The 22,538-nt window shown below is 74.0% G+C and carries 20 protein-coding genes; 13 read left to right on the forward strand and 7 right to left on the reverse strand.

Annotated elements, in window-relative coordinates; all coding sequences use genetic code 11:
- Positions 1 to 5: 5 nt before the first annotated feature.
- Positions 6 to 449 carry a histidine phosphatase family protein gene (locus tag ACZ518_RS16815; protein WP_469113784.1) on the reverse strand — a complete coding sequence of 148 codons (444 nt, stop codon included), beginning with the start codon at positions 447 to 449 and terminating at the stop codon, positions 6 to 8.
- 241 nt (positions 450 to 690) lie between these two features.
- On the opposite strand from ACZ518_RS16815, the gene ACZ518_RS16820 reads away from it, so the two are divergent.
- The 6 genes from ACZ518_RS16820 (at position 691) to ACZ518_RS16845 (ending at position 4,710) form a co-directional block, all read left to right on the forward strand.
- Entirely contained in the window at positions 691 to 906 is a 216-nt protein-coding gene (locus tag ACZ518_RS16820) for a CbtB domain-containing protein (RefSeq protein ID WP_125813272.1), read from the forward strand.
- Between the two features lie 41 nt (positions 907 to 947).
- Complete coding sequence (locus ACZ518_RS16825; protein ID WP_469113785.1) at positions 948 to 1,709, forward strand: CbtA family protein; 762 nt, start codon at positions 948 to 950, stop codon at positions 1,707 to 1,709.
- Positions 1,710 to 1,757: 48 nt separating this feature from the next.
- The gene (locus tag ACZ518_RS16830) at positions 1,758 to 2,003 is read left to right on the forward strand and encodes a hypothetical protein (protein WP_285343695.1); all 246 of its coding nucleotides are present in this window, start codon (positions 1,758 to 1,760) and stop codon (positions 2,001 to 2,003) included.
- Between the two features lie 163 nt (positions 2,004 to 2,166).
- Positions 2,167 to 3,210, forward strand: a complete 1,044-nt coding sequence (locus ACZ518_RS16835; RefSeq protein WP_469114010.1) for a PucR family transcriptional regulator — start codon at positions 2,167 to 2,169, stop codon at positions 3,208 to 3,210.
- A gap of 179 nt (positions 3,211 to 3,389) precedes the next feature.
- The gene (locus tag ACZ518_RS16840; protein ID WP_469113786.1) at positions 3,390 to 3,974 is read left to right on the forward strand and encodes a class F sortase; all 585 of its coding nucleotides are present in this window, start codon (positions 3,390 to 3,392) and stop codon (positions 3,972 to 3,974) included.
- Between the two features lie 505 nt (positions 3,975 to 4,479).
- The gene (locus ACZ518_RS16845; protein WP_469113787.1) at positions 4,480 to 4,710 is read left to right on the forward strand and encodes a hypothetical protein; all 231 of its coding nucleotides are present in this window, start codon (positions 4,480 to 4,482) and stop codon (positions 4,708 to 4,710) included.
- 72 nt (positions 4,711 to 4,782) lie between these two features.
- Here ACZ518_RS16845 and ACZ518_RS16850 read toward each other — a convergent pair whose 3' ends face one another.
- Entirely contained in the window at positions 4,783 to 5,196 is a 414-nt protein-coding gene (locus ACZ518_RS16850) for a hypothetical protein (protein ID WP_469113788.1), read from the reverse strand.
- 164 nt (positions 5,197 to 5,360) lie between these two features.
- Here ACZ518_RS16850 and ACZ518_RS16855 point away from each other — a divergent pair, with 164 nt between their 5' ends.
- The 4 genes from ACZ518_RS16855 to ACZ518_RS16870 all read left to right on the forward strand — a co-directional run bounded on the left by ACZ518_RS16855 (position 5,361) and on the right by ACZ518_RS16870 (position 10,632).
- Positions 5,361 to 6,188: a hypothetical protein gene (locus tag ACZ518_RS16855; RefSeq protein WP_469113789.1), complete on the forward strand. Its 828-nt coding sequence runs from the start codon at positions 5,361 to 5,363 to the stop codon at positions 6,186 to 6,188.
- A gap of 71 nt (positions 6,189 to 6,259) precedes the next feature.
- A complete protein-coding gene (locus tag ACZ518_RS16860; protein ID WP_469113790.1) occupies positions 6,260 to 8,257 on the forward strand; it encodes an FUSC family protein in 1,998 nt (665 codons plus the stop codon).
- Positions 8,258 to 8,680: 423 nt separating this feature from the next.
- Entirely contained in the window at positions 8,681 to 9,388 is a 708-nt protein-coding gene (locus ACZ518_RS16865; protein ID WP_469113791.1) for a hypothetical protein, read from the forward strand.
- Positions 9,376 to 10,632: an ATP-binding protein gene (locus ACZ518_RS16870; RefSeq protein ID WP_469113792.1), complete on the forward strand. Its 1,257-nt coding sequence runs from the start codon at positions 9,376 to 9,378 to the stop codon at positions 10,630 to 10,632. The genes ACZ518_RS16865 and ACZ518_RS16870 overlap by 13 nt, the downstream gene beginning before the upstream one ends.
- A gap of 18 nt (positions 10,633 to 10,650) precedes the next feature.
- Here ACZ518_RS16870 and ACZ518_RS16875 read toward each other — a convergent pair whose 3' ends face one another.
- The gene (locus ACZ518_RS16875) at positions 10,651 to 12,741 is read right to left on the reverse strand and encodes a PhoX family protein (RefSeq protein WP_469113793.1); all 2,091 of its coding nucleotides are present in this window, start codon (positions 12,739 to 12,741) and stop codon (positions 10,651 to 10,653) included.
- A gap of 295 nt (positions 12,742 to 13,036) precedes the next feature.
- Here ACZ518_RS16875 and ACZ518_RS16880 point away from each other — a divergent pair, with 295 nt between their 5' ends.
- On the forward strand, positions 13,037 to 14,824 hold the full coding sequence (locus ACZ518_RS16880) for a VWA domain-containing protein (RefSeq protein ID WP_469113794.1): 1,788 nt from the start codon (positions 13,037 to 13,039) through the stop codon (positions 14,822 to 14,824).
- Positions 14,825 to 14,901: 77 nt separating this feature from the next.
- Here ACZ518_RS16880 and aspS read toward each other — a convergent pair whose 3' ends face one another.
- Positions 14,902 to 16,719 carry an aspartate--tRNA ligase gene (gene aspS / locus ACZ518_RS16885; RefSeq protein WP_469113795.1) on the reverse strand — a complete coding sequence of 606 codons (1,818 nt, stop codon included), beginning with the start codon at positions 16,717 to 16,719 and terminating at the stop codon, positions 14,902 to 14,904.
- Between the two features lie 136 nt (positions 16,720 to 16,855).
- On the opposite strand from aspS, the gene ACZ518_RS16890 reads away from it, so the two are divergent.
- On the forward strand, positions 16,856 to 19,084 hold the full coding sequence (locus ACZ518_RS16890; protein ID WP_469113796.1) for a SpoIIE family protein phosphatase: 2,229 nt from the start codon (positions 16,856 to 16,858) through the stop codon (positions 19,082 to 19,084).
- Positions 19,085 to 19,158: 74 nt separating this feature from the next.
- On the opposite strand, the gene ACZ518_RS16895 is transcribed toward ACZ518_RS16890, so the two are convergent.
- Complete coding sequence (locus ACZ518_RS16895; RefSeq protein WP_469113797.1) at positions 19,159 to 20,142, reverse strand: pirin family protein; 984 nt, start codon at positions 20,140 to 20,142, stop codon at positions 19,159 to 19,161.
- 209 nt (positions 20,143 to 20,351) lie between these two features.
- Here ACZ518_RS16895 and ACZ518_RS16900 point away from each other — a divergent pair, with 209 nt between their 5' ends.
- The gene (locus tag ACZ518_RS16900; protein WP_469113798.1) at positions 20,352 to 20,801 is read left to right on the forward strand and encodes a hypothetical protein; all 450 of its coding nucleotides are present in this window, start codon (positions 20,352 to 20,354) and stop codon (positions 20,799 to 20,801) included.
- A gap of 116 nt (positions 20,802 to 20,917) precedes the next feature.
- Here the strand turns inward: ACZ518_RS16900 and ACZ518_RS16905 are convergent, their stop codons facing one another.
- Positions 20,918 to 21,895 (reverse strand): ArsR/SmtB family transcription factor, encoded by a 978-nt coding sequence (locus tag ACZ518_RS16905; RefSeq protein ID WP_469114011.1) that lies wholly within the window; start codon positions 21,893 to 21,895, stop codon positions 20,918 to 20,920.
- Positions 21,896 to 21,942: 47 nt separating this feature from the next.
- Complete coding sequence (locus ACZ518_RS16910; protein WP_007265129.1) at positions 21,943 to 22,404, reverse strand: SseB family protein; 462 nt, start codon at positions 22,402 to 22,404, stop codon at positions 21,943 to 21,945.
- Between the last annotated feature and the right edge of the window lie 134 nt (positions 22,405 to 22,538).

Raw genomic sequence — 22,538 nt, forward strand, 5'->3', positions numbered from 1 at the left:
CGCGGCTACCGGGGCTGTCCCACGAGGAGGTTCCAGCGGCCCGCGCGCCCGCTGAGGGACGTCACGGTGTCCGGCCGCACGTCGAGCCGCCAGAAGGCCGCGGCCGGCAGCTCCAGCACGGCCACCACCGCCGCCCGTACGACGGCCTGCGCGACCACCGCGTGGTGCCTGCCGGGGCCCAGGCCCGCCAGGTACTCACCCGTCCGGGTGATCAGCGCCGCCACCGGCTCCCCGCCGCCCGGGGGCGCGTACCGCGGGTCCGTGAGCCAGCGCCGGATGCCCTCCGGGTCCTCGGCGGCCACCTCTTCGAGGGTCCGGCCCGCCCAGTCCCCCATGGCGGGCCCGGCCAGGCCCGGGTGGCCGGGGCACGGCTCCCCGTACCCGAACCGCCCCTGGCGGGCGGCGTCGTCGAGCGGGGGTGTGGCGAGGTGTACGCGTACGGATGGCATGCGGGGAGCGTAGAGCGCACGCCCAGGGCGTGAAACGTCGGCCACGCGCCGTGGTGTTCAAGCCAGGGGCGCGGTACGGTCTCGGACGACATGACGAAGGTATGACGGAAGCACCGGTGAGAATCCGGCACGGTCGCGCCACTGTGAATCCTCCCGCGGCACCCGGGGAGGGAAGTCAGACCCGCCTCCTTCGAACAGAGCACCACTGACCGGGACGCGTGTTCCCCCTGGAGGTTCTGCAATGGCCCACACCGCCGTGTCCGCTTCGGCGCCCGCCGCCGTCGCCCCCATCTCCCTTTCAGCGCTGGCTCCCTGGGCCGCCTTCGCCGCGGTCCTGGCCCTCGTCCTGCTGTACTTCGTCGGCATCGAGCAGGGTGCCACCGCCGTCTTCCAGGGCGAGACCGTCCACGAGTGGCTGCACGACGGCCGCCACCTGCTCGGTTTCCCCTGCCACTGACCCCCTTCCGATCTCCCTCACGATCACCAAGGGGTTCATGCGTGAACACCGTCTCCCCCCGCGTCCTTCTGGTGCGGGGCATGCTGGCCGGCCTGCTCGCGGGCGTCGCCGCCTTCCTCGTCGCGTACCTCCTCGGCGAGTCCAAGGTGGACGCGGCGATCGCCATCGAGGAGGCCGGCCACCTCGCGGCCGGCCATGACCACGGCGCCGAGGACGCTCCGGTCAGCCGGGCCCTCCAGGCCACGGCCGGCCTCGGCACCGGCGTCCTGCTGTACGGGGCCGCCCTCGGCGGCATCGCCGCGCTCGTCTACTGCTTCGCCCTGGGCCGGATCGGGCGCTTCGGCGCCCGGGCCACGGCGGCCCTGGTCACCGGTGCCCTGTTCGTCACCGTGACCCTGGTGCCGTTCTTCAAGTACCCCGCCAACCCGCCGGCCGTCGGGGACCCCGACACGGCCGCCCGGCGGACCGCCCTCTACCTGCTGATGATCGCCCTGAGCGGGCTGCTGGCGGCCGCCGCGCTGATCCTGGGGCGGCGGCTCGCGCCGCGCCTGGGCAACTGGAACGCCTCGGTGGCGGCCTCGCTGGCCTTCGTGGCGGCGGTGGGCGTCTCGTACGCGCTGCTGCCCGGGATCAACGAGGTGCCCGCCGACTTCCCGGCCGCGCTGATCTGGCAGTTCCGTCTCGCGTCGCTGGCCATCCAGGCAGCGCTGTGGACGACTTTCGGCCTGGCCTTCGGTTTTCTAGCCGAACGCGCTCTTGCCCCGTCCGCCGCACCCAAGGAGGCTGTACAGCCAATGAGTTGAGCGCGACGCCTGTTGCGCATGTGACAGGTGTGGAGGTGGGATCCGGCGATGCAGTACGCGATCCGGGAATGGCGGGGCTGGACCGGCGCCGCGCCGTTCTGGCTGAACTCGGTACTGCTGGTCCTGGCCCCCTTCACCGCCGCCACCCTCCTCGCCCAGATCGGCGTCATCAGCGCCCTGGCCGCCCTCGGCGGGCTGGCCCGGCAGCTCTGGTTCGGGGACTACGGCCACCCCGTGATGCACCTCGCCGCCGCCCTCATGGGGGCGGCGGCGGTGGCGCTGGTGGTGGTCTGACCCCTCCTCGGCTCCAGCCCCCTTCCCGCCGCCCGCCGCCCTCCCGGTCGAGTTGATCTTGGTGCGGGGGAGAATGGCGGTTCGTTCGAGCGGAGCCGACCGAGGAGTTGGTGTGGAGTCAGGGCGGGACATACCCGAGGAGTACCTGGACGGGTACGTACGCATGCTCGCGGACGCCTCGGCCACCGGCCGGCGCCCCGGCCGCGAGGAGCTCGACGCCCGCCGCGCGCTCGGCGAGCAGGCCGCCGGGGCCGGATACGGGCTGCGGAGCCTCATCGGCGCACACCTCGCCGCCACCCGCACCGCCATCGGCGGACGCCTCGCCCCCGACCACGTGCTCGCGGTGGTGGAGCAGGCCGTGGACGCCTTCACCGAGGGGTACGAGCGGGCCCACGGGCCGGCCGCGCACCGGGAAGCGGCCGCCCGCCGGGAGTTCGTCGACGACCTGCTGCTCGGCGGAGGCGACCCCGGCCGCCTCGGCGAACGCGCCGCCCGCTTCGGGATGGACCCGGCACCGGCGCACGCCGTGGCCGTCGCGCACGGCCCCGTGCCGTACGAGGACGGGGGCCCGGAGCAACGCCGGCTCCAGTCGGCCCTGGCCGGGTGCTTCGGGGACCGGGACTTCCTGCTCGCCACCAAGGACGGGCGGCTGGTCTGCGTGGCACCGGGCCGGCGGGACGAGATACCAGTGCGCTTCGCCCGGCTGGCGCACGCGGAGTCCGAAGGACGGGGGCTCGTCGCGCTCGGACGCCCGCACCCCAGCGCGGCCGGGGCCGCGACCTCGTACGCGGAAGCCCTGGACGCGCTCGGCGTCGCGGACCGGCTCGGACTCGGGGGCCCGCTGCTGCGCGCCGCCGACCTGCTGGTCTTCCCGGTGCTGACCCGCGACCGGGAGGCGATGGCCGAGCTGGTGCTGGCCGCGCTGGGGCCGCTGCGGGCCGGGCGCGGCGGGGCGGCACCGCTGCTGGACACCCTGACCGCGTACTTCGATTCGGGGTGCGTGGCCGCGGAGGCGGCCCGGCGGCTGAACCTCAGCGTGCGGGCGCTGACCTACCGGCTGGAGCGGATCCACCGGCTGACGGGGACCGACCCGGGGGACCCCGTGCAGCGGTACACCCTCCAGACGGCCGTGATCGGCGCGCGCCTGCTGGACTGGCCGGCCCGGCCGCTCCAGGGAGGTGTCACCTCCTCACCCGTTCGGGGGTAGCAGCCCGACCGGGCGTGTACCGCCCGCGCACCCGCCGCCAGCTGGGAGGACACGGACGCCAGGACCCGGAGAGCACGTGACGCGCCGTCATTTCCCCTGCGGGCGGCGATGTACGGGTGGACGGGGAGCGGTCCACTGCTTCCAGGAACCGGCCGCCCGAGCCGGACAGGAGGAACGCCATGTCCCGCGCCCAGTGGGCCGCCGCCGCGCTGACGGTCACTCTGCTCTGCACCGGTGTCGCCCTGTTGCGCAGCAGCGCGGGCGCGGAGCCCGCCGCCGCGAGCGTCACCGACGCGCTGCCCTCGCGGGCCCTGGGCCTGTCCGGGCACCGCCGGCTCGTACGCGGGCTGGAGCAGTCCGGAGCGCACGGTCCCGGCGCGGACCGCCGGACGGTGTCCGCGCCGCCGATGCGGGCATCACGGCCGCTGCGGCTGCGCATCCCCAGTCTGGGCGTGGACCTCCCGCTGGCGAGGGGCCCGCGGGACGGTGGGGGCGAGGCCGGCTGGGACACCGGGGGCCCCGCTCCCGGCTCCGCCGGCACCGCCGTGGTCACCGGCGACGGGCTGCCGCTCGCCGGACTGCGGCGGGGCCGTGTCATCGAGATCCCGCGCGCGGACCACCGTACGGCGGTGTTCACCGTCGAGCGGGTCTCCCCCCACGCGGTCACGGCGCCGGCCGGGGACACCGGCCTCGCCCGGCTGCGGCTGGTCAGCGGCGAGACCTCCGTACTGGCCCGGCTGACGGGGCCGCTGCGCAGCGGCTGAGTCATCCGTGGGGGGTGTCTTCGTCCCCCGGTCGGGGGCTTCTCGGGCGTCCGCGGAAAGTTGCCCGGCGTGTCGGGGCATGCAGGCCCCATGAACGGTGCGCGGTGCGCGCGGACGGCGCTGACGCGGGCCCTGACGGTGGCCTGCGTGGCTCTCCTGTGCCTGTTCGGCGTCGGTCCGGCGGCCACGGCCACGGCCGGCGCGGAGCCCCGCCCCGCCTCCTCGGCGCCCGCCGATCCCACCGAGGGACAGTCGGAGCCGGCCGGGGATCCCGTAGGCCGCTCGGCACTGCGTACGGTCGAACGCGCGGCGCCGGCCGTACGCCATCTGACACCCCGGATGTTTCACGTGAAACACGCGGGCGAACCCGCCCGCGTGGCCCCCCACGGGGCGGCCGAACCGGCCCTGTCCGGCCGGACGGTACGGAGTGTGGTCCTGCGCTGCTGAGCGGGCCGAGCAGCGTACGCAACCCCCCCACACCCCCGAAGCACCGTGAGGTTCCGCCATGCCCATCGACCCGTACGCCGCCCTGAACGCCATGATCCGCGCCGAGGCCGCCCGCTTCTCCCCGCCGGCCCGGAAGGAGGGCCAGGACCGCCCGCGCCCGGACCGGACCCGCGCCGACCGGACCGTCCCGCAGCCCGCCACCGCCGAGCCCGAGTCCGAGTCCGAGTCCGGTTCCGCGAGCGAGGAGCCGCAGCCGCAGCAGGACCAGCCCGCCGGCTCGGCGGCGTAACGACAGGCGACGGCGCCGGTCCCCGCACCCCGCCGTGGGTGCGGGGACCGGCGCCGGTCCCGCCCGCCGGGCTCAGTCCTCCCGCGTGTAGTACCGGTAGAAGGCCCCGAGCCCGACGCCGAGGCCCACGAACAGGCCGATGACGGTGGCCTTGAGCACCGACTCGTTGGTCAGGCTGTGGAGGTAGCCGGCGGCGATGCCGGCGAAGACCCCGTACGCGGCGGCGTGCAGCTCCCGCTTCAGCCTCGGGCCGACCTTCGCGAGGGTGAACATGATCGCCGCGAAGATCGCGCCGCACAGGATCCCGTAGAACACGTTGCCCGCGTCGACCGGGCCCATCTGGCGCTTGATGAAGGCCGCCCAGACCCCGTAGACGAGGCCCATGAGCAGCGCGCGCGTCAGGCGGTTCCGGTCGGTGTGCCGGTCCGCGTCCGCCGACGCCATCGGGCGGTGCCGCCGGGGGACGGTGGGTGCCGCATGTGCCATGGCGGGGCTCCTCTCTTCCACCCTCAAGGGCACACCCGGCACCCGGGAGCGGCAAGTGGATCACTCGTCCGGACGGTGCGGACCGCGCTCCCGGAGGGAATCCGGGCCCCCGGACGCAGCAGCAGGGGTGGCGCCCCGCACCGCACCCGGCTTTCCCTGGTGACGTGCGCACCTACCTGTCGGCGGCCCTCATCGTGCTCGTGGCCCTGCTCGTACCCGCGAGCGCGGTCGCGTACTGGGCGGACCGCCGGCTGGGCGACGCCGACCACTACACCGCGGCCATGGCCCCGCTCGCCAAGGACCCGGCCGTGCAGGAGGTGGTCGTCGACCAGGCCACCCGTGCCCTCTCCGGGCAGATCGACGCGGGCCCCTTCCAGGGCGCCGTGGACGCCCTCCTCGGCGACGCCCTGCGTTCCTTCACCGGCACCCCCGCCTACCGGACGGCCTGGGAGACGGCCAACCGCGCCGCGCACACCGCCTTCCTCGACGCCCTGAACACCGGTCACGGGGACGCCGTCACCGTGGACCTCGCACCCGTGATCGCGCAGGTCAAAGAGGAACTGATCGCGGACGACGTGCCCTTCGCCGACCGCATCCCGGAGACCCACCTCTCCGTGAAGGTCATGGAATACGACAACCTCGGCGCGCTCCGGGAGGGGTTCCACGTGCTCCAGATCGCCGGCGTCTGGCTTCCCGTACTGACCGTGCTCCTCGCGGTGGCGGCCGTGGCCGTCGCCGTCCGGCGCCGGCGGGCCGTCCTCGCCACCGGCGCCGGGCTCGCGGTCGGCGCCGTACTGCTGTGGGCGGCGGTGGGCGTGTGCCGCCGCATCACGCTCGACGACCTGCCCTCCGACGTCGACCGGCCCGCCGCCGCGGCCGTGTACGACGCGCTCACCGCCTTCCTGCGGACCACCGCCTGGGTGGTCCTCGCCGTCGGGCTGGCCACCGCGCTGGCCGCATGGCTGGTGGGCCGGCTACGCCGCACCCCATAAGCTCGGAAGGTACCCATCCTCCGCAGAACTCCCCAGAACGACCGATTCGCGAGCGGCGACACGGAAGCGGAATGACCACCGAACGACGCACCGAGCACATACCGTCCGGGCGGCCCCGGCCCCACCCCCTGGCTCCCCCCACCTGGCTGCTCGCGGGACTGCGGCCCAGCAGCGCGCCCGTCCCCTGGGCGGCGGCCGCCCGCGCCGGGATCGCGATGGCCGTCCCCCTCGCCGTCGGCTTCGCCCTCGACGAGCCCGAGTACGGCGCCCTCGTCGCCATGGGCGCCCTCGCCGGGGTGTTCGGCGACACCGCCGACGCCTACCGGATGCGGGTCCTGAACATCGCCGTCCCGCAGGCCTTCGGCGCCATCGGGGTGGCCGTGGGCACCCTCGTCTACGGGCGCGGCTGGCTGGCCGTCGCCGTCCTCACCCTCATCGCCCTCGTCTCCGGGATGATCTCCTCGATCGGCACGGTCGCCTCCGTGTCCGGACTGCTGCTCCTGCTCAACGCCGTCGTCGGAGCGGGCCTGCCGATGCCCCAGCCCTGGTGGACCGCGCCGCTGCTGCTCACCGCCGGCGGCCTGTTCGTCCTCGCGCTGACCCTGCTGGCCTGGCCCCTGCGCGGACGGCAGCCCGAACGGGCCGCCGTCGCGGCCACCTACCGGGCGCTGGCCGACGCCCTGGAAGCCTGCGGCGGACCCCAGGACGTCTACGACGAACGCCGCCGCCAGGTCACCCAGGCCCTCAACCAGGCCTACGACCTCGTCCTCGGCCGCCGGGCCCGGGTGCACGGCCGCAGCCCCTCCCTGGTGCGGATGCTGGCCCAGCTGAACGTGCTGATCCCGCTCGCGGAGGCCGCGCCCGCCGCCCACCTGCGGGGCCGCCCGCTGCCCGCCGAGATCCCGGCGGCCGTACGGGAGCTGGCCGGGGCGGTCGAGGAGGGCCGCACCGGGACTCCCGTCCTCACCCTGCCCGCCCCGCACACCCCGTCCGAGCGGGCCATCGACTCCGCGCTGCGGCACGCGGCGGCCATCGTCCACCTCGCCGAACCGGACCCGTACAACGTCGACGACCGCCTCGGCCGGCCCGCCGCCCTGCGCGTCCGGGCCCGGCGCGGGGTGCGCGACATGATGCTGTCCGAGGCCTCCTGGCGGTACGGACTGCGACTGGCCCTGTGCATCGGCCTCGCCCAGTCCCTCGTCTCCCTGATCGAGGTGGAACGCTCCTACTGGGTGGCCCTGACCGTCACCTTCGTCCTGAAACCGGACTTCGGCTCGGTCTTCTCCCGCGCGGTCCTGCGCGCCCTGGGCACGGCGGCCGGGCTGGTCCTCGCCGCCGCCGTCCTCGCCGAGGTGCCGCGCGGCTGGTGGGACGTACCGGTGATGGTGGTGCTCGCCGCGCTGATCCCGGTGTTCTCCGCCAAGGGGTACGCCTTCCAGACCGCGGCCATCACCCCCGTGATCCTGCTGCTCTCGGACCAGCTCAACCACGAGGGCTTCGACCTCATCCTGCCCCGGCTGCTCGACAGCCTGATCGGTTGCGCGATCGTCCTGGTCGCCGGCTACCTGCTGTGGCCCGAGAGCTGGCACACCCGCATCGGGGACCGGCTCGCCGACGCCGTCGACGACGCCGCCCGCTACGTGGAGCGGGCCTTCGCCCCCGTCGCGGACGACGCCGAGCTGCGCGCCGCCCGGCAGTCCCGCCTCCAGGCCCGGCGCCGCATCTACCGCGACCTGTCGGGGGTGCGCAGCGAGTTCCAGCGGGCCCTGACCGAGCCGCCGCCGACGGGGGACCGGGCCGCCGCGTGGTGGCCACTGGTGGTGGCCGTGGAACGCATCGTGGACGCCACCACCGCCGCCCGGGTCCGCGTCAACCACGGCGCCGATCCGCCCGCGGCAGGCGAGGTCGACCGGATCGCCCGGCAGCTCCGCGAACTCGCCGAGCGCGTCCGCAGCAGCCCCACCCCGGTCCGCGTGGACGTACCGCCGCAGGACGCCGGGACGAGCGTCCTGGCCCCGGTCCACCACGAACTGGCGGCGGCCCGGGCCATCTCCGACGCCCCTTCTTGACGCGCCGCGCCCCTTCTTGACGCGCCGCGCCCCTTCTTGACGCGCCGCGCCCCTTCTTGACGCGCCGCGCCCCTTCTTGACGCGCCGCTCGCGCGGCTCGGCCGCAGGCGGCCTCCCCGGCTTCGCGCCGCTGCGCCGGACTCCGTCCGGCGGGGCCGGGGCGGGGTCGGTTCGGGTGGCTGGGACCGGTGGGTCGGGTGCGGGTCGTTGGCCGCTGCGCGGGGCTGGCCCCTCCCCGCCCTTCAACCTCCCCCGGACTCCGTCCGGGGGGACCCCCAGGCCTCAGCGCCGGCGCCGCTCACTGCACGGCTACCGCGCCCGCTCCTCAAACGCCGACGGGGCTGATTCAGCCTCGCCGGGCGGCGGACCCCCGGATGGAGCAGTGGCCGGGCCGGGAGGCCGGGGCCGGGGGAGCATCGGTACATGCGGAGCCCCCACGCGCTGGCCCTCGCCGCCCTCCTGGCGGCCACGGCCGGCTGCGCCGACGTGGAAGGGCTGCGCAGTTCCGGCGACCTGGGCACCGCACACGCCCCCAAGACCCTGTGGAAGGACTACCACCCCGATCCGCCGGGCCCCGGTCAGCAGCCCGGGGCGGCCGCCGTGGTGCCCGGGCTCCCCGAGCCGGACGGCCCGGGCATGCGCGGGGTGGACGCGCTGGCCGTCGTACGGGCCGACATCACCTCCGCCACCGCCGAGGACGCCGGCACCGGCCGGCTCGTCGACCCCCGGGCCGCCCAGCGGCTCGCGCTCTGCACACAGGCTGTGGACGGCGGCCCGTACTGCCCGGTCCGCCCCGGCGTCCTCCACGACCTGACCGGGGACGGCAAGGACGAGCTGATCACCGCCCTCGACGTGGACGGCCGCGTCGGCGAACTGCGCGTCTACACCGTCCAGGACGACGGCAGGATCGCCCGGATCCTGGCCCGGCGCGGGGTGCTGGAGGGGGTGGAGGTGGCCTCCGAGCACCTGGCGGTCCGCGAGCCGACCTCGAACCCCGCCTACATCTCCGTCTCCGACTACGTGTGGGACCCGAAGGCACGCAGCATGAGCCTGACCCAGCTGACCCTCGACGACTGCCCGGCCGTCACGGACGTCCCGCTGAGCGAGGGACGGGCCCGATGCGCCCGCTGAGCAGCCTGCGCTGGAAGATCGCCCTCACCACCACGCTGGTGTGCTGCACGGTGGCCGCCGCGCTGGGGATCCTGGTGCACAACGTGGTCTCGCGGCAGGTCGTCGGCGAGGTCCGCAAGGAGGTCGAACGGGACCTCGACCACGCCCTCGGCCACTACGAGTACGGCACCTCGCACGGGGACGTGAACGTCGCCCTGGACCCGCCCGGCCTGCCCCGCCCGCTGCGCGAGCTCGTCGCCCGCGGACGGACCGGCAGCATGGTCGGCACCCAGGACGGCAAGCCCGTCATGTGGGCCGCCGGGCCGGCCGACCAGAAGGCCCTGGCGGTCTGGATCCCGTACGCGAACACGCGCCACCGGCTGCGCGACGTCGACACCGCGATCCTCGCCTCCTCGGTGGTCGCGGCCGGGGTGGTGGCCCTGGCCGGCGTGTTCCTCGCCGGCCGGATCAGCCGCCGGCTCACCACGACCGCCGCCGTCGCCCGCCGGATCAGCGCCGGGGACCTCGACGCCCGGGTGGCCTTCCCCGCGGACACCGGACCGGGAACGCGCCGCTACCACGACGAGGTGCGGGACGTCGCACAGGCGCTGGACTCGATGGCCGCCTCGCTCCAGGAACGGCTGGAGGCGGAGAAGCGGTTCACCGCCGACGTCGCGCACGAGCTGCGCACCCCGCTGACCGGTTCACTGGCCGCCGCCTCGCTGCTGCCCGAGGGCCGGCCCAAGGAGATGATCAACGACCGGCTGAAGGCCCTGCACCTGCTCACCGAGGACCTGCTGGAGATCTCCCGGCTGGATTCCGGGGTGGAGCGGGCCGACCTGGCCCAGGTGGAGCTGGGCCGGGCCGTGGAACGGGCCGTCGCCGGGACCCGGCTGCCCGCCGAGGTACGGATCGTGCGGGACGCGGTGGTGTTCACCGACCGCCGCCGCCTGGACCGGATCCTGGCCAACCTGCTGGTCAACGCCCACAAGCACGGGCGCCCGCCGGTCGAGGTGACGGTGGAGGGGCCGGTGGTGGTGATCCGCGACCACGGTTCCGGCTATCCCGCCGAGCTCATCGAACAGGGCCCGAAGCGGTTCCGCACCGGGGACCCCGGGCGCGGCCGCGGCCACGGGCTGGGCCTGACGATCGCGGTGGGCCAGGCGGCGGTGATGGAGATCGGGCTGGGCTTCGCCAACGCCCCGGACGGGGGTGCGCTGACGACGCTCCGGCTGCCGGTGGGCCGGCTGCCGGAGCCGGGGTGACCCCCGCCCGCCTGCGGATCAGACGCCGATGTTCTTGCCGTCCTTGCGCCACACGGACACCACGGCCGGGCGGACGATCCTGCCCGGGCCGTCGGGCCACACCGACTGCGGCTTCTCGACGGACGCGCCGTCGATCTCGCCCGGGTGCTGGACCGCGACGAGCACGCGCTTGTCCTGGACCAGCGGGCCGCAGGTCTCGGCGCCGCGCGGGACGGTGAGGAACTGCTTCAGCTCACCGCGGCGCTCACCGGCGGTCGCGACGCCGAACAGGCCGTCGTGCGAGCCGAGCTGGTTGCCGTCGGTCGAGATCCACAGGTTGCCGTGCGGGTCGAAGGTGACGTTGTCCGGGCAGGAGATCGGGCTGACCTTGTCCTTCGGGAAGCCCGCGAAGTAGGTGGCCTGGTCGTTCGGGTCACCGGCGACCAGGAACAGCCGCCAGGCGAAGCCGTCGCCCGCCGGATCGTCGAAGTTCTCGGCGAGCTCCAGGATCTGGCCGTGCTTGTTCAGGTTGCGCGGGTTGGCCTCGTCCGCGCCCGCCTTGCCGGCCTTGCCGCGGTCGGTGTTGTTGGTCAGCACCACGTACACGCGGCCGGTGCGGGGCGAGGGCTCGATGTCCTCGGGGCGGTCCATCTTGGTGGCGCCCACCTTGTCGCCGGCCTGGCGGGTGAAGACGAACACCTCCTCGGCGGTCATGCCCTCGACGTGCGAGACGTTGCCGGAGGGGGAGGCGGTGGCGAGCTTGATCCAGACGCCGGAACCGTCGAACCGGCCGTCGGAGGGGAGCTTGCCGGAGCCGTCGATCTCGGCGGCCGGGGAGTCACCGGTCAGCTTGGCGACGTAGAGGGTGCCCTCGTCGAGCAGCGTGAGGTTGTGCTCCTTCGCGGCGCGCGAGTCGCCCTTCTTCATCTGCTTCGAGGAGACGAACTTGTAGAAGTAGTCGAAGCGCTCGTCGTCGCCCATGTAGACGACGGGACGGCCGTCCTCGGTGAGGCGGGGCTGGGCGCCCTCGTGCTTGAAGCGGCCGAGCGCGGTGCGCTTGCGGGGGGTGGAGTTCGGGTCGTACGGGTCGAGCTCGACGACGTAGCCGAAGCGGTTCGGCTCGTTGGGCTCCTGCAGCACGTCGAAGCGCTTGTCGAAGCGCTCCCACTTGCGCTCGGTGGCGCCGGTGGACACGCCGTAGCGCTTGAGGCGGGCGGCCTGGGTGGCGTCGGTGACCTGCCCGGCGTTGGCGAAGTACTGGTTGAAGTTCTCCTCGCCGTGCAGGGTGGTGCCCCACGGGGTGGTGCCGCCCGAGCAGTTGTTGAGGGTGCCGAGGACCTTGGTGCCGGTGGCGTCGGCGGAGGTCTTCACCAGGGCGCTGCCGGCGACCGGGCCGGAGAGCTTGAACTCGCTGGTCGCGGTGAGGCGGCGGTTGAGCTGGTGGCGGTTGACCGCGGTCAGCTTGCCGGAGCGGTGGTCCTCCTGGACCACGACGACGCCGAGTCCGTGCGCGGCCCAGGCGATCTCGACCTGCTCGCGGGTGGGGTTGGCCGGGTCGTAGTTGCGGAACATGAGGTTCTCGTCCGTGTACTCGTGGTTGGCCACGAGCAGCTGCTGGCGCTCGTACTTGCCGCCGAGCGGGAGGAGGCTCAGGAAGTCGTTGTTGTACCCGAACTGACCGGCCTGGGCGGCAGCGGTCTGCTTGTCCGAATTGAACGCCGGTGCGCCCTTGATGATCGGGTCGCCCCAGCGGATCACCACGTTCTGCTCGTGGCCCTCGGGGACGGTGACCTTGTCGTCGGTGTTCGGCGCGACGGCCTTGAAGCGCAGGCCGCGGGCGGCCTCGCCCGTACGCTTGGCGTCGTCGGCGGAGGGGGCGGCGCTGGCGGTCTGGCCGCCGCCCGCACCGAGGGTGACGGCGGTGCCGGCGGCCGTCGCGACGGTGACGATCGCGGCGGAGCGCAGCATCGAGCGGCGGGAGTAGGCGCGGGCTATGACGTCGCCGACGTACTCGTTGTCGCTGGTGTTGGGCACCTCGTGGAAGCATGCGTCGCCGCAGCGGTAGCGGCAGGTGAGAGCGGAACGGCCGCTGCCATGCGGGTTGCCGATGAGCGGCAGGAGCTTGCGCACGAGGTGTCCTCCGGTAAGTGCACGGCGCCGACGACGTGTCGGTACGAATCCAGCCGCGACGGTAGGCAAGGGTTGCGCCGATGCGGCGGCGTGGGGATGAACGGTGGATGAACCCGGCACGGCGGAGGGGCAGTTAGGACAAGGGGTCCGGTTGTGTGGACGGGCGGGCGCCACGAAAGGCGCCCCTGCCGAAGTTCCAGCCAAGGGGCCGATAACCTTACGTGTCCACTCTGGGCAGGGATCAACCGCACAGCACGGACAAATGACGCACGCACTCATGCGAAAGGCCTGGCCCATGGGTATTCGGAGCTTGTTGCGCAAGGTGTTCGGACGGACTGCGGAGCCGGTCCCCGAGACGGCGGACGCCCCTTCGGCGGCCCTTCCGAGCCAGGCCGAACGCACGCCCTTGGACGTGGCGGCCGAGCTGGTGGCGGCGTCCTTCGACAACCCCACGGTCCCGCCGCAGTCCGCGCCGCGCGACCGCGAGCCGGGTACGGTCCTCACGGCCGCCCCGGCCGCCCCGGCCCCCACGGCGGACCCCACGGTCCCGGAGGCCCGCCGTCCGTCGCCTCCGGCGGCCTCGGAGGGTACGGGCGATCCCGCGACCCCCGGAGCAGCGGCCCCGGAGCCCCCGTCCTCCGCCACCGTGCCGGCGCAGTCGACCGCCGAGGCCGAGGACACCGCTGCCGCGCCCGAGGCCGCCGCCGCGGCCGAGCCGGAGCCCGAAGCCGAGGCCGTGCCCGAGCCGGCCGCCGCCGCCGAAGACACCGCGCCGCAGGCCGGGGCCGACCCCGAACCCGCCGCAGAGGCGGAGCCGGAGGCCCCGGCCGAGGCCACCCCGCCGCAGGCCGACGCGGAGCCGGAGGCTCCCGCGCCGCAGCCGCAGGCCGACGCGGACCCGGAGCCGGTGGCCGCCACCGCGCCGCAGGCCGAGGCCGAACCCGCCGCAGAAGCGGAGCCCGAGCCCGTCGCCGCGCAGCCGGAGCCGGAGCCCGTCGCCGCCGAAGCCACCACGCCGGAGCCGGAGCCGGAGCCCGTCGCCGCCGAAGCCACCACACCGGAGCCGGAGCCGGAGCCCGTCGCCGCCGAAGCCACCACGCCGGAGCCGGAGCCGGAGCCCGTCGCCGCCGAAGCCACCACGCTGGAGCCGGAGCCGGAGCCCGTCGCCGCCGAAGCCACCACGCTGGAGCCGGAGCCCGTCGCCGCCGAAGCCACCACACCGGAGCCGGAGGCCGAGCCCGAGCCCGTCGCCGCCGGAGCCACCACGCCGCAGGCGCAGGACGAGCCCGTCGCGGAGCCTGAGCCGGAGCCCGAGCCCCTCGCCGCCCAGGCGGAGCCGGAGGCCGAGCCGGAGCCCGAGGGCGTGGCCCTCGTAGCCCCCGGAGCGTCGCCGCAGGCGGACACGCAGGCGGACCCGGCGGAGGGACCCGCCATCGCCGCGGCAGCGGTCCGGCGGCGGGCCGCCGGGGTCTCCGGGGCGTACAAGGCCGCCGGGCAGGTCCTGCGGGCCAAGGGGAAGGCAGGGGCCCGCGCGAAGGTCTACCTCGTGCTGGACCGGTCCGGCTCCATGCGCGGCTTCTACAAGGACGGCAGCGCCCAGCACCTCGCCGACCACGCCCTCGCCCTGGCCGCGCACCTGGACGAGGAGGCCACCGTCCACACGGTGTTCTTCTCCACCGAGCTCGACGGCACCGCCGAGCTGACCCTCGACGCGCACGACGCGACCTGGGTCGAGGCCCGCCACGCCGAGCTCGGCCGGATGGGCCGCACCAGTTACCACGTGGCCGTGGAAGCGGTCGTCGAGCGCTACCAGAAGGACGGCGGCACCGGCCCGGCCCTGGTCGTGTTCCAGACGGACGGCGCCCCCGACAACCGCCAGCCGGCCCGCCAGGCCATCACCGACGCGGCGGCCGCCGCCCCCGGCATCCACTGGCAGTTCGTCGCGTTCGGCGACCACGACGCCAAGGCCTTCGACTTCCTGCGCAAGCTGGACGCCGAGAACGCCGGCTTCTTCCACGCCGGCCCGGCCCCCGCGGAGCTGACCTCCGCCGCCCTCCTCAAGGGCATCCTCGACCGGTTCTGACCACCGGAAGCAAACGGAACGCGGAAGGGCCCGGGATCCTCGATCCCGGGCCCTTCCCGCTACAGGAGCGGCGGCGACTAGCGCGCGGCGTCCGGGTGGACGGCCTCCGCGACCGGCTTGGCGTCCGCGGCCTTCGTCTCGACCGGCTTGCGCAGGGCGATGTTCAGCTCGCGCAGGCGGGACTCCTCCAGCACCGTGGGCGCGCCCATCATCAGGTCCTGGGCGTTGCCGTTCAGCGGGAAGGCGATGGTCTCGCGGATGTTCGGCTCGTCGGCCAGCAGCATCACGATGCGGTCCACACCCGGGGCGATGCCACCGTGCGGCGGGGCGCCGAGGCGGAACGCGCGCAGCATGCCCGCGAACTCGCGCTCGACGGTCTCGGCCTCGTAACCGGCGATCTCGAAGGCCTTCAGCATGACCTCGGGCTCGTGGTTGCGGATGGCGCCGGAGGACAGCTCGATGCCGTTGCAGACGATGTCGTACTGCCAGGCCAGGATGTCGAGCGGGTCCTTCTCCTCCAGGTCCTTCATGCCGCCCTGCGGCATGGAGAACGGGTTGTGGGAGAAGTCGATCTTGCCGGTCTCCTCGTCCTTCTCGTACATCGGGAAGTCGACGATCCAGCAGAAGCGGAAGACGTTCTCCTCGAACTGGCCCGCGCGCTTGGCCGCCTCGACGCGGACGCCGGACATGATCTTGGAGACCTCGTCGAACTCGCCCGCGCCGAAGAACACCGCGTGCCCGGCCGCCAGGCCCAGACGCTCGGTGAGGACCTTGACGTTCTCCTCGGTGAGGAACTTGGCGATCGGGCCGGTCAGAGAGCCGTCCTCGCCGACGCGGACCCACGCCAGGCCCTTGGCGCCCAGCGAAATCGCGTACTCGCCGAGGCCGTCGAAGAACTTGCGCGGCTGCGCGGCGGTGTCCGGGACGGCCAGCGCACGCACGTGCTTGCCGGCGAACGCCTTGAACTCCGAGCCCTCGAACACGTCGGTGATGTCGACGAGCTCCAGCTTGGCGCGCAGGTCGGGCTTGTCGTTGCCGTACTTCAGCATCGACTCGCGGAACGGGATCCGCGGGAACGGCGAGGTGACCGGGCGGCCGCCGCCGAACTCGGTGAAGAGCTCGGTCATCAGCTTCTCGATCGGCTGGAACACGTCCTCCTGCTCGACGAAGGACATCTCCACGTCGAGCTGGTAGAACTCGCCCGGCGAACGGTCCGCGCGGGCGTCCTCGTCACGGAAGCAGGGCGCGATCTGGAAGTACCGGTCGAAGCCCGAGATCATCAGCAGCTGCTTGAACTGCTGCGGGGCCTGCGGCAGGGCGTAGAACTTGCCCGGGTTCAGACGGGACGGCACGACGAAGTCACGGGCGCCCTCGGGGGAGGTCGCGGTGAGGATCGGGGTCGCCATCTCGTTGAAGCCGAGGGTCACCATCTTCGAGCGGATGGAGGCGATGACCGCCGAGCGCAGCATGATGTTGCGGTGCATGCGCTCGCGGCGCAGGTCGAGGAAGCGGTACTCCAGGCGGCGCTCCTCGTTCACACCGTCGTCGGTGTTGATCGTGAAGGGCAGCGGGGCGGCCGCGCCGAGCACCTCGACCTCGGCGGCCTCGATCTCGATCTCGCCGGTCGGCAGGTCGGGGTTCACGTTGTCGGCGCCACGGGAGACGACCTTGCCGTCGATCCGGACGACCGTCTCCTTGGACAGCTTGTCCAGGACGTCGGCGGCCGCGGTGCCGGGGCGGGCGACGAGCTGCGTGATGCCGTAGTGGTCGCGCAGATCGATGAAGAGGATGCCGCCCAGGTCTCGACGATTGTGCAGCCAGCCGCTCAGCCGGACGTCGGTGCCGACGTCAGAGGCACGGAGCTCGCCGCACGTGTGGGACCTGTACCGATGCATCAGTCATCCAGTTCTACGCGATACCAGGGTGGATTCAACCGTCCCAAGGTTACCGTCCGGGCGGGGCACCGCGCGGGCGTGCCCGGGCAGGCTCCCGAACAGGCAGGCCGACGGGATCACCTGTAAAGATGACCGGGTGCGCACCGAGGACGTCCTGGCCGCCATCGCGACGGGCCTGTGGCGATGGGACAACGCCTCCGGGACGGTCGCCCTCGACGGCGAGGCCGCCCGGCTGCTCGGCCTGCCCGCCGAGCCCGTGGTCCTGCCCGAGGTGGCGGTGCGCTCGCGCTTCCACCCGGTCGACTGGAACGAGATCAACGGCATCGTCAACCTCGCCGTCGCCGAGGGCACCCTCGCCGAGGCCCGGCTGCGGATCATGGACGAGGACGGGCGCGTGCTGCGCACCGTGCGCAGCCGCTCCAAACCCCTGGAGAACCGGTCGGCCGACGGCCGCGTCGACTACGAGCTGATCGGCACCATCCAGGAGATCGCCGAGCCGCAGCCCGGCACCACCGCCGTCCACACCCCCATCACCGGCGACTGGCGGCGCTCCCGCGAGGCCTTCCTGCTCGACGCCGGCCGGGCGCTCGCCGAGGCCCGGTCCACGGCCGAGGTGCTGCGGGTGGCGGCCTCGCTGTCCATGCCGGGCTTCAGCCCCGACGGGCTGGCGGTGTTCGGGGTGGCGGGCGAGAAGCTGTCGGTCATCGGCCACCACGGGCACGCCCCCGGCGACGAGGCCCCCTTCACGGACATGGTGCTGGACACCGCCTATCCGGCCGCGGAGGTCGTCCGCACCGGCAGGGCGATCTACCTGCCCACCCCGGAGGACTACGAGCGGCGCTTCCCCGTCACCTGGCCGCTGGCCGAGCCCTTCGGCCGGGCCTCCTGGGCCTTCCTCCCGCTGATCGTGGCCGGGCGGACCATGGGGGCCTGGATGGCCGCCTTCAAACAGCCGGTGACCTTCTCGCCCGACGAGCGGTCCGTGCTGACGACGGTCGCCCGGATGCTGGCGCAGGCCCTCCAGCGGGCCGGCGTCGCGGAGTCCGAGCGCGAGCTCACCACCGGACTCCAGCGGTCGATGATGCCGCAGCTCGGGCCCGAGATCCCCGGCATGACCATCGCCGCGCGCTACGTCCCCACCGGCGGCGGGCTCCAGGTCGGCGGCGACTGGTACGACATGATCCCGCTGCCCTCGGGACGGTTCGCGCTGGTCATCGGCGACGTCCAGGGGCACGACGTACGGGCCGCCGGCCTGATGGGCCAGCTGCGGATCGCCGTACGGGCGTACGCGTCCGAGGGCCACCGGCCCGACGCGGTGCTCTCCCGGGCCTCCCGCTTCCTCGCCGGCCTCTGCTCCTCCCAGGAGGAGGAAGCCGGGGCGGGGGCCGGCGGACGCGGCCCCGGCGGCGAGTCCGACTACCTCAGCCCCCGCTTCGCGACCTGCCTGTACGTGGAGTGCGATCCCCGGACCGGCACGCTGGAGGTGGCCCGCGCCGGGCACCCCGACCCGGCGGTCCGGATGACGGACGGCACCGTCCTGATGCGGCCGACCGCCGGCGGCCTCCCGCTCGGGATCGTCCCCGACACCGACTACCCGACGACCCGGTTCACCCTGGAACCCGGCGAGACGATGATGCTGTGCACCGACGGGCTCATCGAGACCGGCGGGCACGACCTCGACACCGGCTGGGCCCGGCTGCGGGCGATCCTGGAGGCCGACGCCGAGACGTACGGGCCCGGCGGGGACGGCGGCACGGACGCCGCAGCCGGGCTCACCGCCGGGCACCTGGAGCGCCTCGCCGACCTGCTGGTCCAGGCCGTGCACGGGCCCTCCTCGCACCACACCACCGGGCCGCTCGCCGACCGCCGCGAGGACGACATAGCCGTGGTGCTGCTCTGCCGCGAGGGCGCCGGCTGCGGCTGCGGGACCGGCCCGCTGCACCCGGCCCGTCCCGCCCGGCGCACGGTGCTGACGGTGGCCCAGGCCGAACCCGGGCGGATCGCGGGCGCCCGCCGGCAGATCCGGGAGCTGCTGCACGACTGGGCGGACCCGGAGCAGGTGGACTCGGCGGAGCTGATGGTCTCCGAGATGGTGACCAACGTGCTGGTGCACACCGACGGGGACGCGCTGCTGGTCGCGGAGGCGGCCGGCGAGCTGGGCACCCGGCGGCTGCGCGTGGAGGTCGCCGACGGCAGCGACGAGCTGCCGCACAAGCGGCACCCCGGCGAGATGGCCTCCAGCGGGCGCGGGGTACTGCTGATGGAGATGCTCGCCGACACCTGGGGCGTGGACCCCAGGGGCGCGGGCAAGTCGATCTGGTTCGAGCTGTACGAGCGCTCCAAACCGGCCGACGAGACCGAGTAGGGCTCCCCGGGAGCCGAACCGTCGCCCTCGCCGACCCGCGCGCGCCGGCCACCCGCCGGGGCGCGCCGCCGTCCTTACGAGTGCTGCTCCGCCGAGGCCGTGCGCTCCCGGGCAGTGGTGGGGATCCGGCCCAGCCGGCCCGCCTGGAAGTCGTCGAAGGCCTGCTGGAGTTCGTGCCGGGTGTTCATGACGAACGGCCCGTAGTGCGCCATCGGCTCGCGGATCGGCCGGCCGCCGAGCAGGACGATCTCCAGGTCCGGGGTGTGGGAGTCCTGGGACTCGTCCGCGCGCACCGTGAGGGAACCGCCCTCGCCGAAGACGACCGTCTGCCCGGTGTGGACCGGCCTGCGGTCGGTGCCCACCGTTCCGCGCCCGGCCAGTACGTACGCGAGGGCGTTGAAGTCCTCGCGCCACGGCAGGGTGAGCTGCGCGCCCGGGGTGACGGTCGCGTGGATCATCGTGATGGGGGTGTGGGTGATGCCCGGGCCCTCGTGCCCGTCCAGCTCACCGGCGATGACGCGCAGCAGCGCGCCGCCGTCGGGGGTGGTGAGCAGCTTGACCTTGCCGCCGCCGATGTCCTGGTAGCGCGGGGGCATCATCTTGTCGGAGGCCGGGAGGTTCACCCACAGCTGGAGGCCGTGGAAGAGCCCGCCGCTGACGACGAGGTGCTCCGGCGGGGCCTCGATGTGCAGGAGACCCGAACCGGCGGTCATCCACTGGGTGTCGCCGTCGTTGATGACTCCGCCGCCGCCGTTGCTGTCCTGGTGGACGAAGGTCCCGTCGAGCAGGTACGTGACGGTCTCGAAGCCGCGGTGCGGGTGCCACGGGGTGCCCTTCGGCTCGCCCGGCGCGTACTCCACCTCGCCCATCTGGTCCATCATGATGAACGGGTCCAGGTACTGGTAGTCGATCCCGGCGAACGCCCGGCGCACCGGGAAGCCCTCGCCCTCGAATCCCCCCGGAGCCGTGGTCACGGCGAGCACCTTGCGGGCGGCGGCCGTCTGGGGCTCGGCCACGCGCGGAAGCGTCAACGGATTCTCAACAGTCACTGCGGGCATGGTCAGGACCTCCTTCTGCGTCGAGTTTAGTTGAAACTCGAACTTTCTGCCACACCGCACGGAACAACTCACCCGAACGGAGCATTCCCGGCCGGGCGCACCCGGCCCCGGGGGGCGGAGGCCGGGCGTTTTCGGCCGTTTGCGCCTCGGGCCATGTTTTTTGCCCGTACCTGACAACCAGGGGGAGGGCGGGCTCGGTCTACCGGGTCATGGAGACGAGCACCCCCCGGACCGACCCCGACCCCGAACCCGGCACCGGACCCGGCCCCGAGCCGCAGTGGAGCCCGCCGGCGTGGCTGCGCGTGACCGGGCCGGCCCTCGCGATGACGGCGCTGATGACCGGCGCCGGGTACGCCGTGTACCGCTGGGCGGCCAGCGGTCTGCCGATGGAGCCGCTGCCCGGCTCGCCCTGGCCCTACCTCGGCGCGTGGGCGGTGCTGACGTTCCTCGCCTCCCTGCTGCTGCAGTGGGCGACGTCCGGGATCGACTACGACGGCCGCTGGGGCCTGATCGGCATCCCCTTCTTCGCCGGGATCCGCCTCTCCCTGGCCTACCGCCCCGACCCCGCGCTGCTGTACGCGTACGGACTGACGGCCCTGGCGGTCGCCGCCGCGGGCATCGCCCTGTGGCGGCTGCGGCGGGCGGCCGGCCGGAGGTAGACGGGCGGGGGACCTCCCCCGTGGGTCCCCCGCCGCTCCCGATGGTGCGGGAGGACGGGCCGCCCCGGCGATCCTTTCGGCGGTGGCCGAAACCTCTAGCGGTCCTCCACCGGTTCTCAGCCGCCGTTGCGCAGCAGTTCCACGCCCAGGCCCGTCACCGAGTGGAGCACCGCCTTCCCGTCCCGCTCGGTGGTGATCAGCCCCGCCGCGCGCAGGGTGCGGGTGTGCTCCGAGACCGACGGGAGGCTGACGTCCAGGTCCCGGGCCAGCTCGCTCGTGGTCCGCTGCTGGACCAGCAGCCGGAGCACCGCCGCCCGGGTCCGCCCCAGCAGCGCGTCCAGCGCTCCCCCCGACGGCCCGCCCCCGCCAGGGCCCGCCTCCACCAGCGGCAGGGGCGTCAGCGCCGGGTACAGGAGCAGGGGCCGCCCGCCGGGCCCGTCGGGGCCCTCCGCGAGCAGCGGCCGGCCCGTCCAGAACGGCGACGGCATCAGCAGCAGCCCGCGCCCGCCGAGGTGCACCTCGTACCCGGGCGGCCCGTCGACCTCCAGGACGGTGCCCGACCAGCGGGCCGCCGGGTGGATGCCGGCCAGGCAGGCCTTGATGCCGTGGGCGGCCAGGAGCCGGGTGCGCCAGGCCACGTCCGCCCGGAAGGACTGCCGGATGTGCGGCCAGTACGGGGCCACTACCACCTCGTACGCGGAGCCGATCGCCCCGCCCAACTGGTCCCAGGCCCCGCGGTCCTGGTCCCACAGGGCGCGCAGCCAGGAGTCGCGGCCGTCGGGGGCGCGGGCGGCGGCGGCGGCCAGCTGTTCGCCGGTGAGCCGCGCGCCCGCCTCGCGGACGGCCGCCAGCCCCTCCTCCAGGGTGGCCGCGTACGGCTCGACGAACTGGGGGTTCTGGCCGTCCGGGCGCAGCAGTTCGAGCAGCGGGCGGGCCCGGCCCGGCAGCTCGCGGCAGACGCGGCGGCGCCAGGGGCCGAAGACCGCCGGCTCGTCGGTGCGCTGCCAGGCCACCAGGGCCATGGCGAGCTCCAGCAGCGGCAACGGCTCGGCGGCGAAGGTGACGTTGAACAGGTCCTCGGCCGTGAAGTGCACCCTCAGCAACGCCCACCCACCCCCGGCGCCGGCACCACTACGACAGGTCAGCCATACATGCGGCGCATCGCGAAGTCGACCATCTGCTCGACGGCCTTCGCGTCGAACACCATCCGGTGGTCGCCCTCCATGTCGAGGACGAAGCCGTACCCGGTCGGCAGCAGGTCGATCACCTCGGCGCCGGTGATCACGAAGTACTTGGACTCCTTGCCGGCGTACCGGCGGAGCTCCTTGAGCGTGGTGAACATCGGGATGACCGGCTGCTGGGTGTTGTGCAGGGCCAGGAATCCCGGGGTGTCGCCGCGCGGGCAGTAGACCTTCGACGTCGCGAAGATCTGCTGGAAGTCCTCGGCGGACAGCGACCCGGTGGTGAAGGCCCGGACCGCGTCGGCGAGCGACGGCGGCGAGGGCTCGGGGTAGAGCGGCTGCTCGCCGTACCCGCCGGCCATCTGCTGCGGGGCGGCGTACTGCTGCTGCCCTGCGCTCACGTTCTGGTCGTAGCCGTACATGGACCGAAGCCTACCGAGCGGCCCCCGTCCCCAGGCACCCTCCAGGGATTCCCGCTTGATGCTGGTCACAGTGGCCGACGAAGGGTTGCTTCTTATTACTGGTGGGTAGCATCATGACGTTACCGATTGGTATG

It is taken from the genome of Streptomyces sp. NPDC033966 (genome assembly GCF_055575955.1).

Coding starts and splice junctions, on each gene's coding strand:
- aspS (WP_469113795.1), bottom strand. CDS start 16,719: ATGCATCGGTACAGGTCCCACACGTGCGGCGAGCTCCGTGCCTCTGAC.
- ACZ518_RS16835 (WP_469114010.1), top strand. CDS start 2,167: ATGCTCGCGGACGCCTCGGCCACCGGCCGGCGCCCCGGCCGCGAGGAG.
- ACZ518_RS16815 (WP_469113784.1), bottom strand. CDS start 449: ATGCCATCCGTACGCGTACACCTCGCCACACCCCCGCTCGACGACGCC.
- ACZ518_RS16830 (WP_285343695.1), top strand. CDS start 1,758: ATGCAGTACGCGATCCGGGAATGGCGGGGCTGGACCGGCGCCGCGCCG.
- ACZ518_RS16910 (WP_007265129.1), bottom strand. CDS start 22,404: ATGTACGGCTACGACCAGAACGTGAGCGCAGGGCAGCAGCAGTACGCC.
- ACZ518_RS16860 (WP_469113790.1), top strand. CDS start 6,260: ATGACCACCGAACGACGCACCGAGCACATACCGTCCGGGCGGCCCCGG.
- ACZ518_RS16850 (WP_469113788.1), bottom strand. CDS start 5,196: ATGGCACATGCGGCACCCACCGTCCCCCGGCGGCACCGCCCGATGGCG.
- ACZ518_RS16865 (WP_469113791.1), top strand. CDS start 8,681: ATGCGGAGCCCCCACGCGCTGGCCCTCGCCGCCCTCCTGGCGGCCACG.
- ACZ518_RS16845 (WP_469113787.1), top strand. CDS start 4,480: ATGCCCATCGACCCGTACGCCGCCCTGAACGCCATGATCCGCGCCGAG.
- ACZ518_RS16840 (WP_469113786.1), top strand. CDS start 3,390: ATGTCCCGCGCCCAGTGGGCCGCCGCCGCGCTGACGGTCACTCTGCTC.
- ACZ518_RS16870 (WP_469113792.1), top strand. CDS start 9,376: ATGCGCCCGCTGAGCAGCCTGCGCTGGAAGATCGCCCTCACCACCACG.
- ACZ518_RS16900 (WP_469113798.1), top strand. CDS start 20,352: ATGGAGACGAGCACCCCCCGGACCGACCCCGACCCCGAACCCGGCACC.
- ACZ518_RS16895 (WP_469113797.1), bottom strand. CDS start 20,142: ATGCCCGCAGTGACTGTTGAGAATCCGTTGACGCTTCCGCGCGTGGCC.
- ACZ518_RS16820 (WP_125813272.1), top strand. CDS start 691: ATGGCCCACACCGCCGTGTCCGCTTCGGCGCCCGCCGCCGTCGCCCCC.
- ACZ518_RS16880 (WP_469113794.1), top strand. CDS start 13,037: ATGGGTATTCGGAGCTTGTTGCGCAAGGTGTTCGGACGGACTGCGGAG.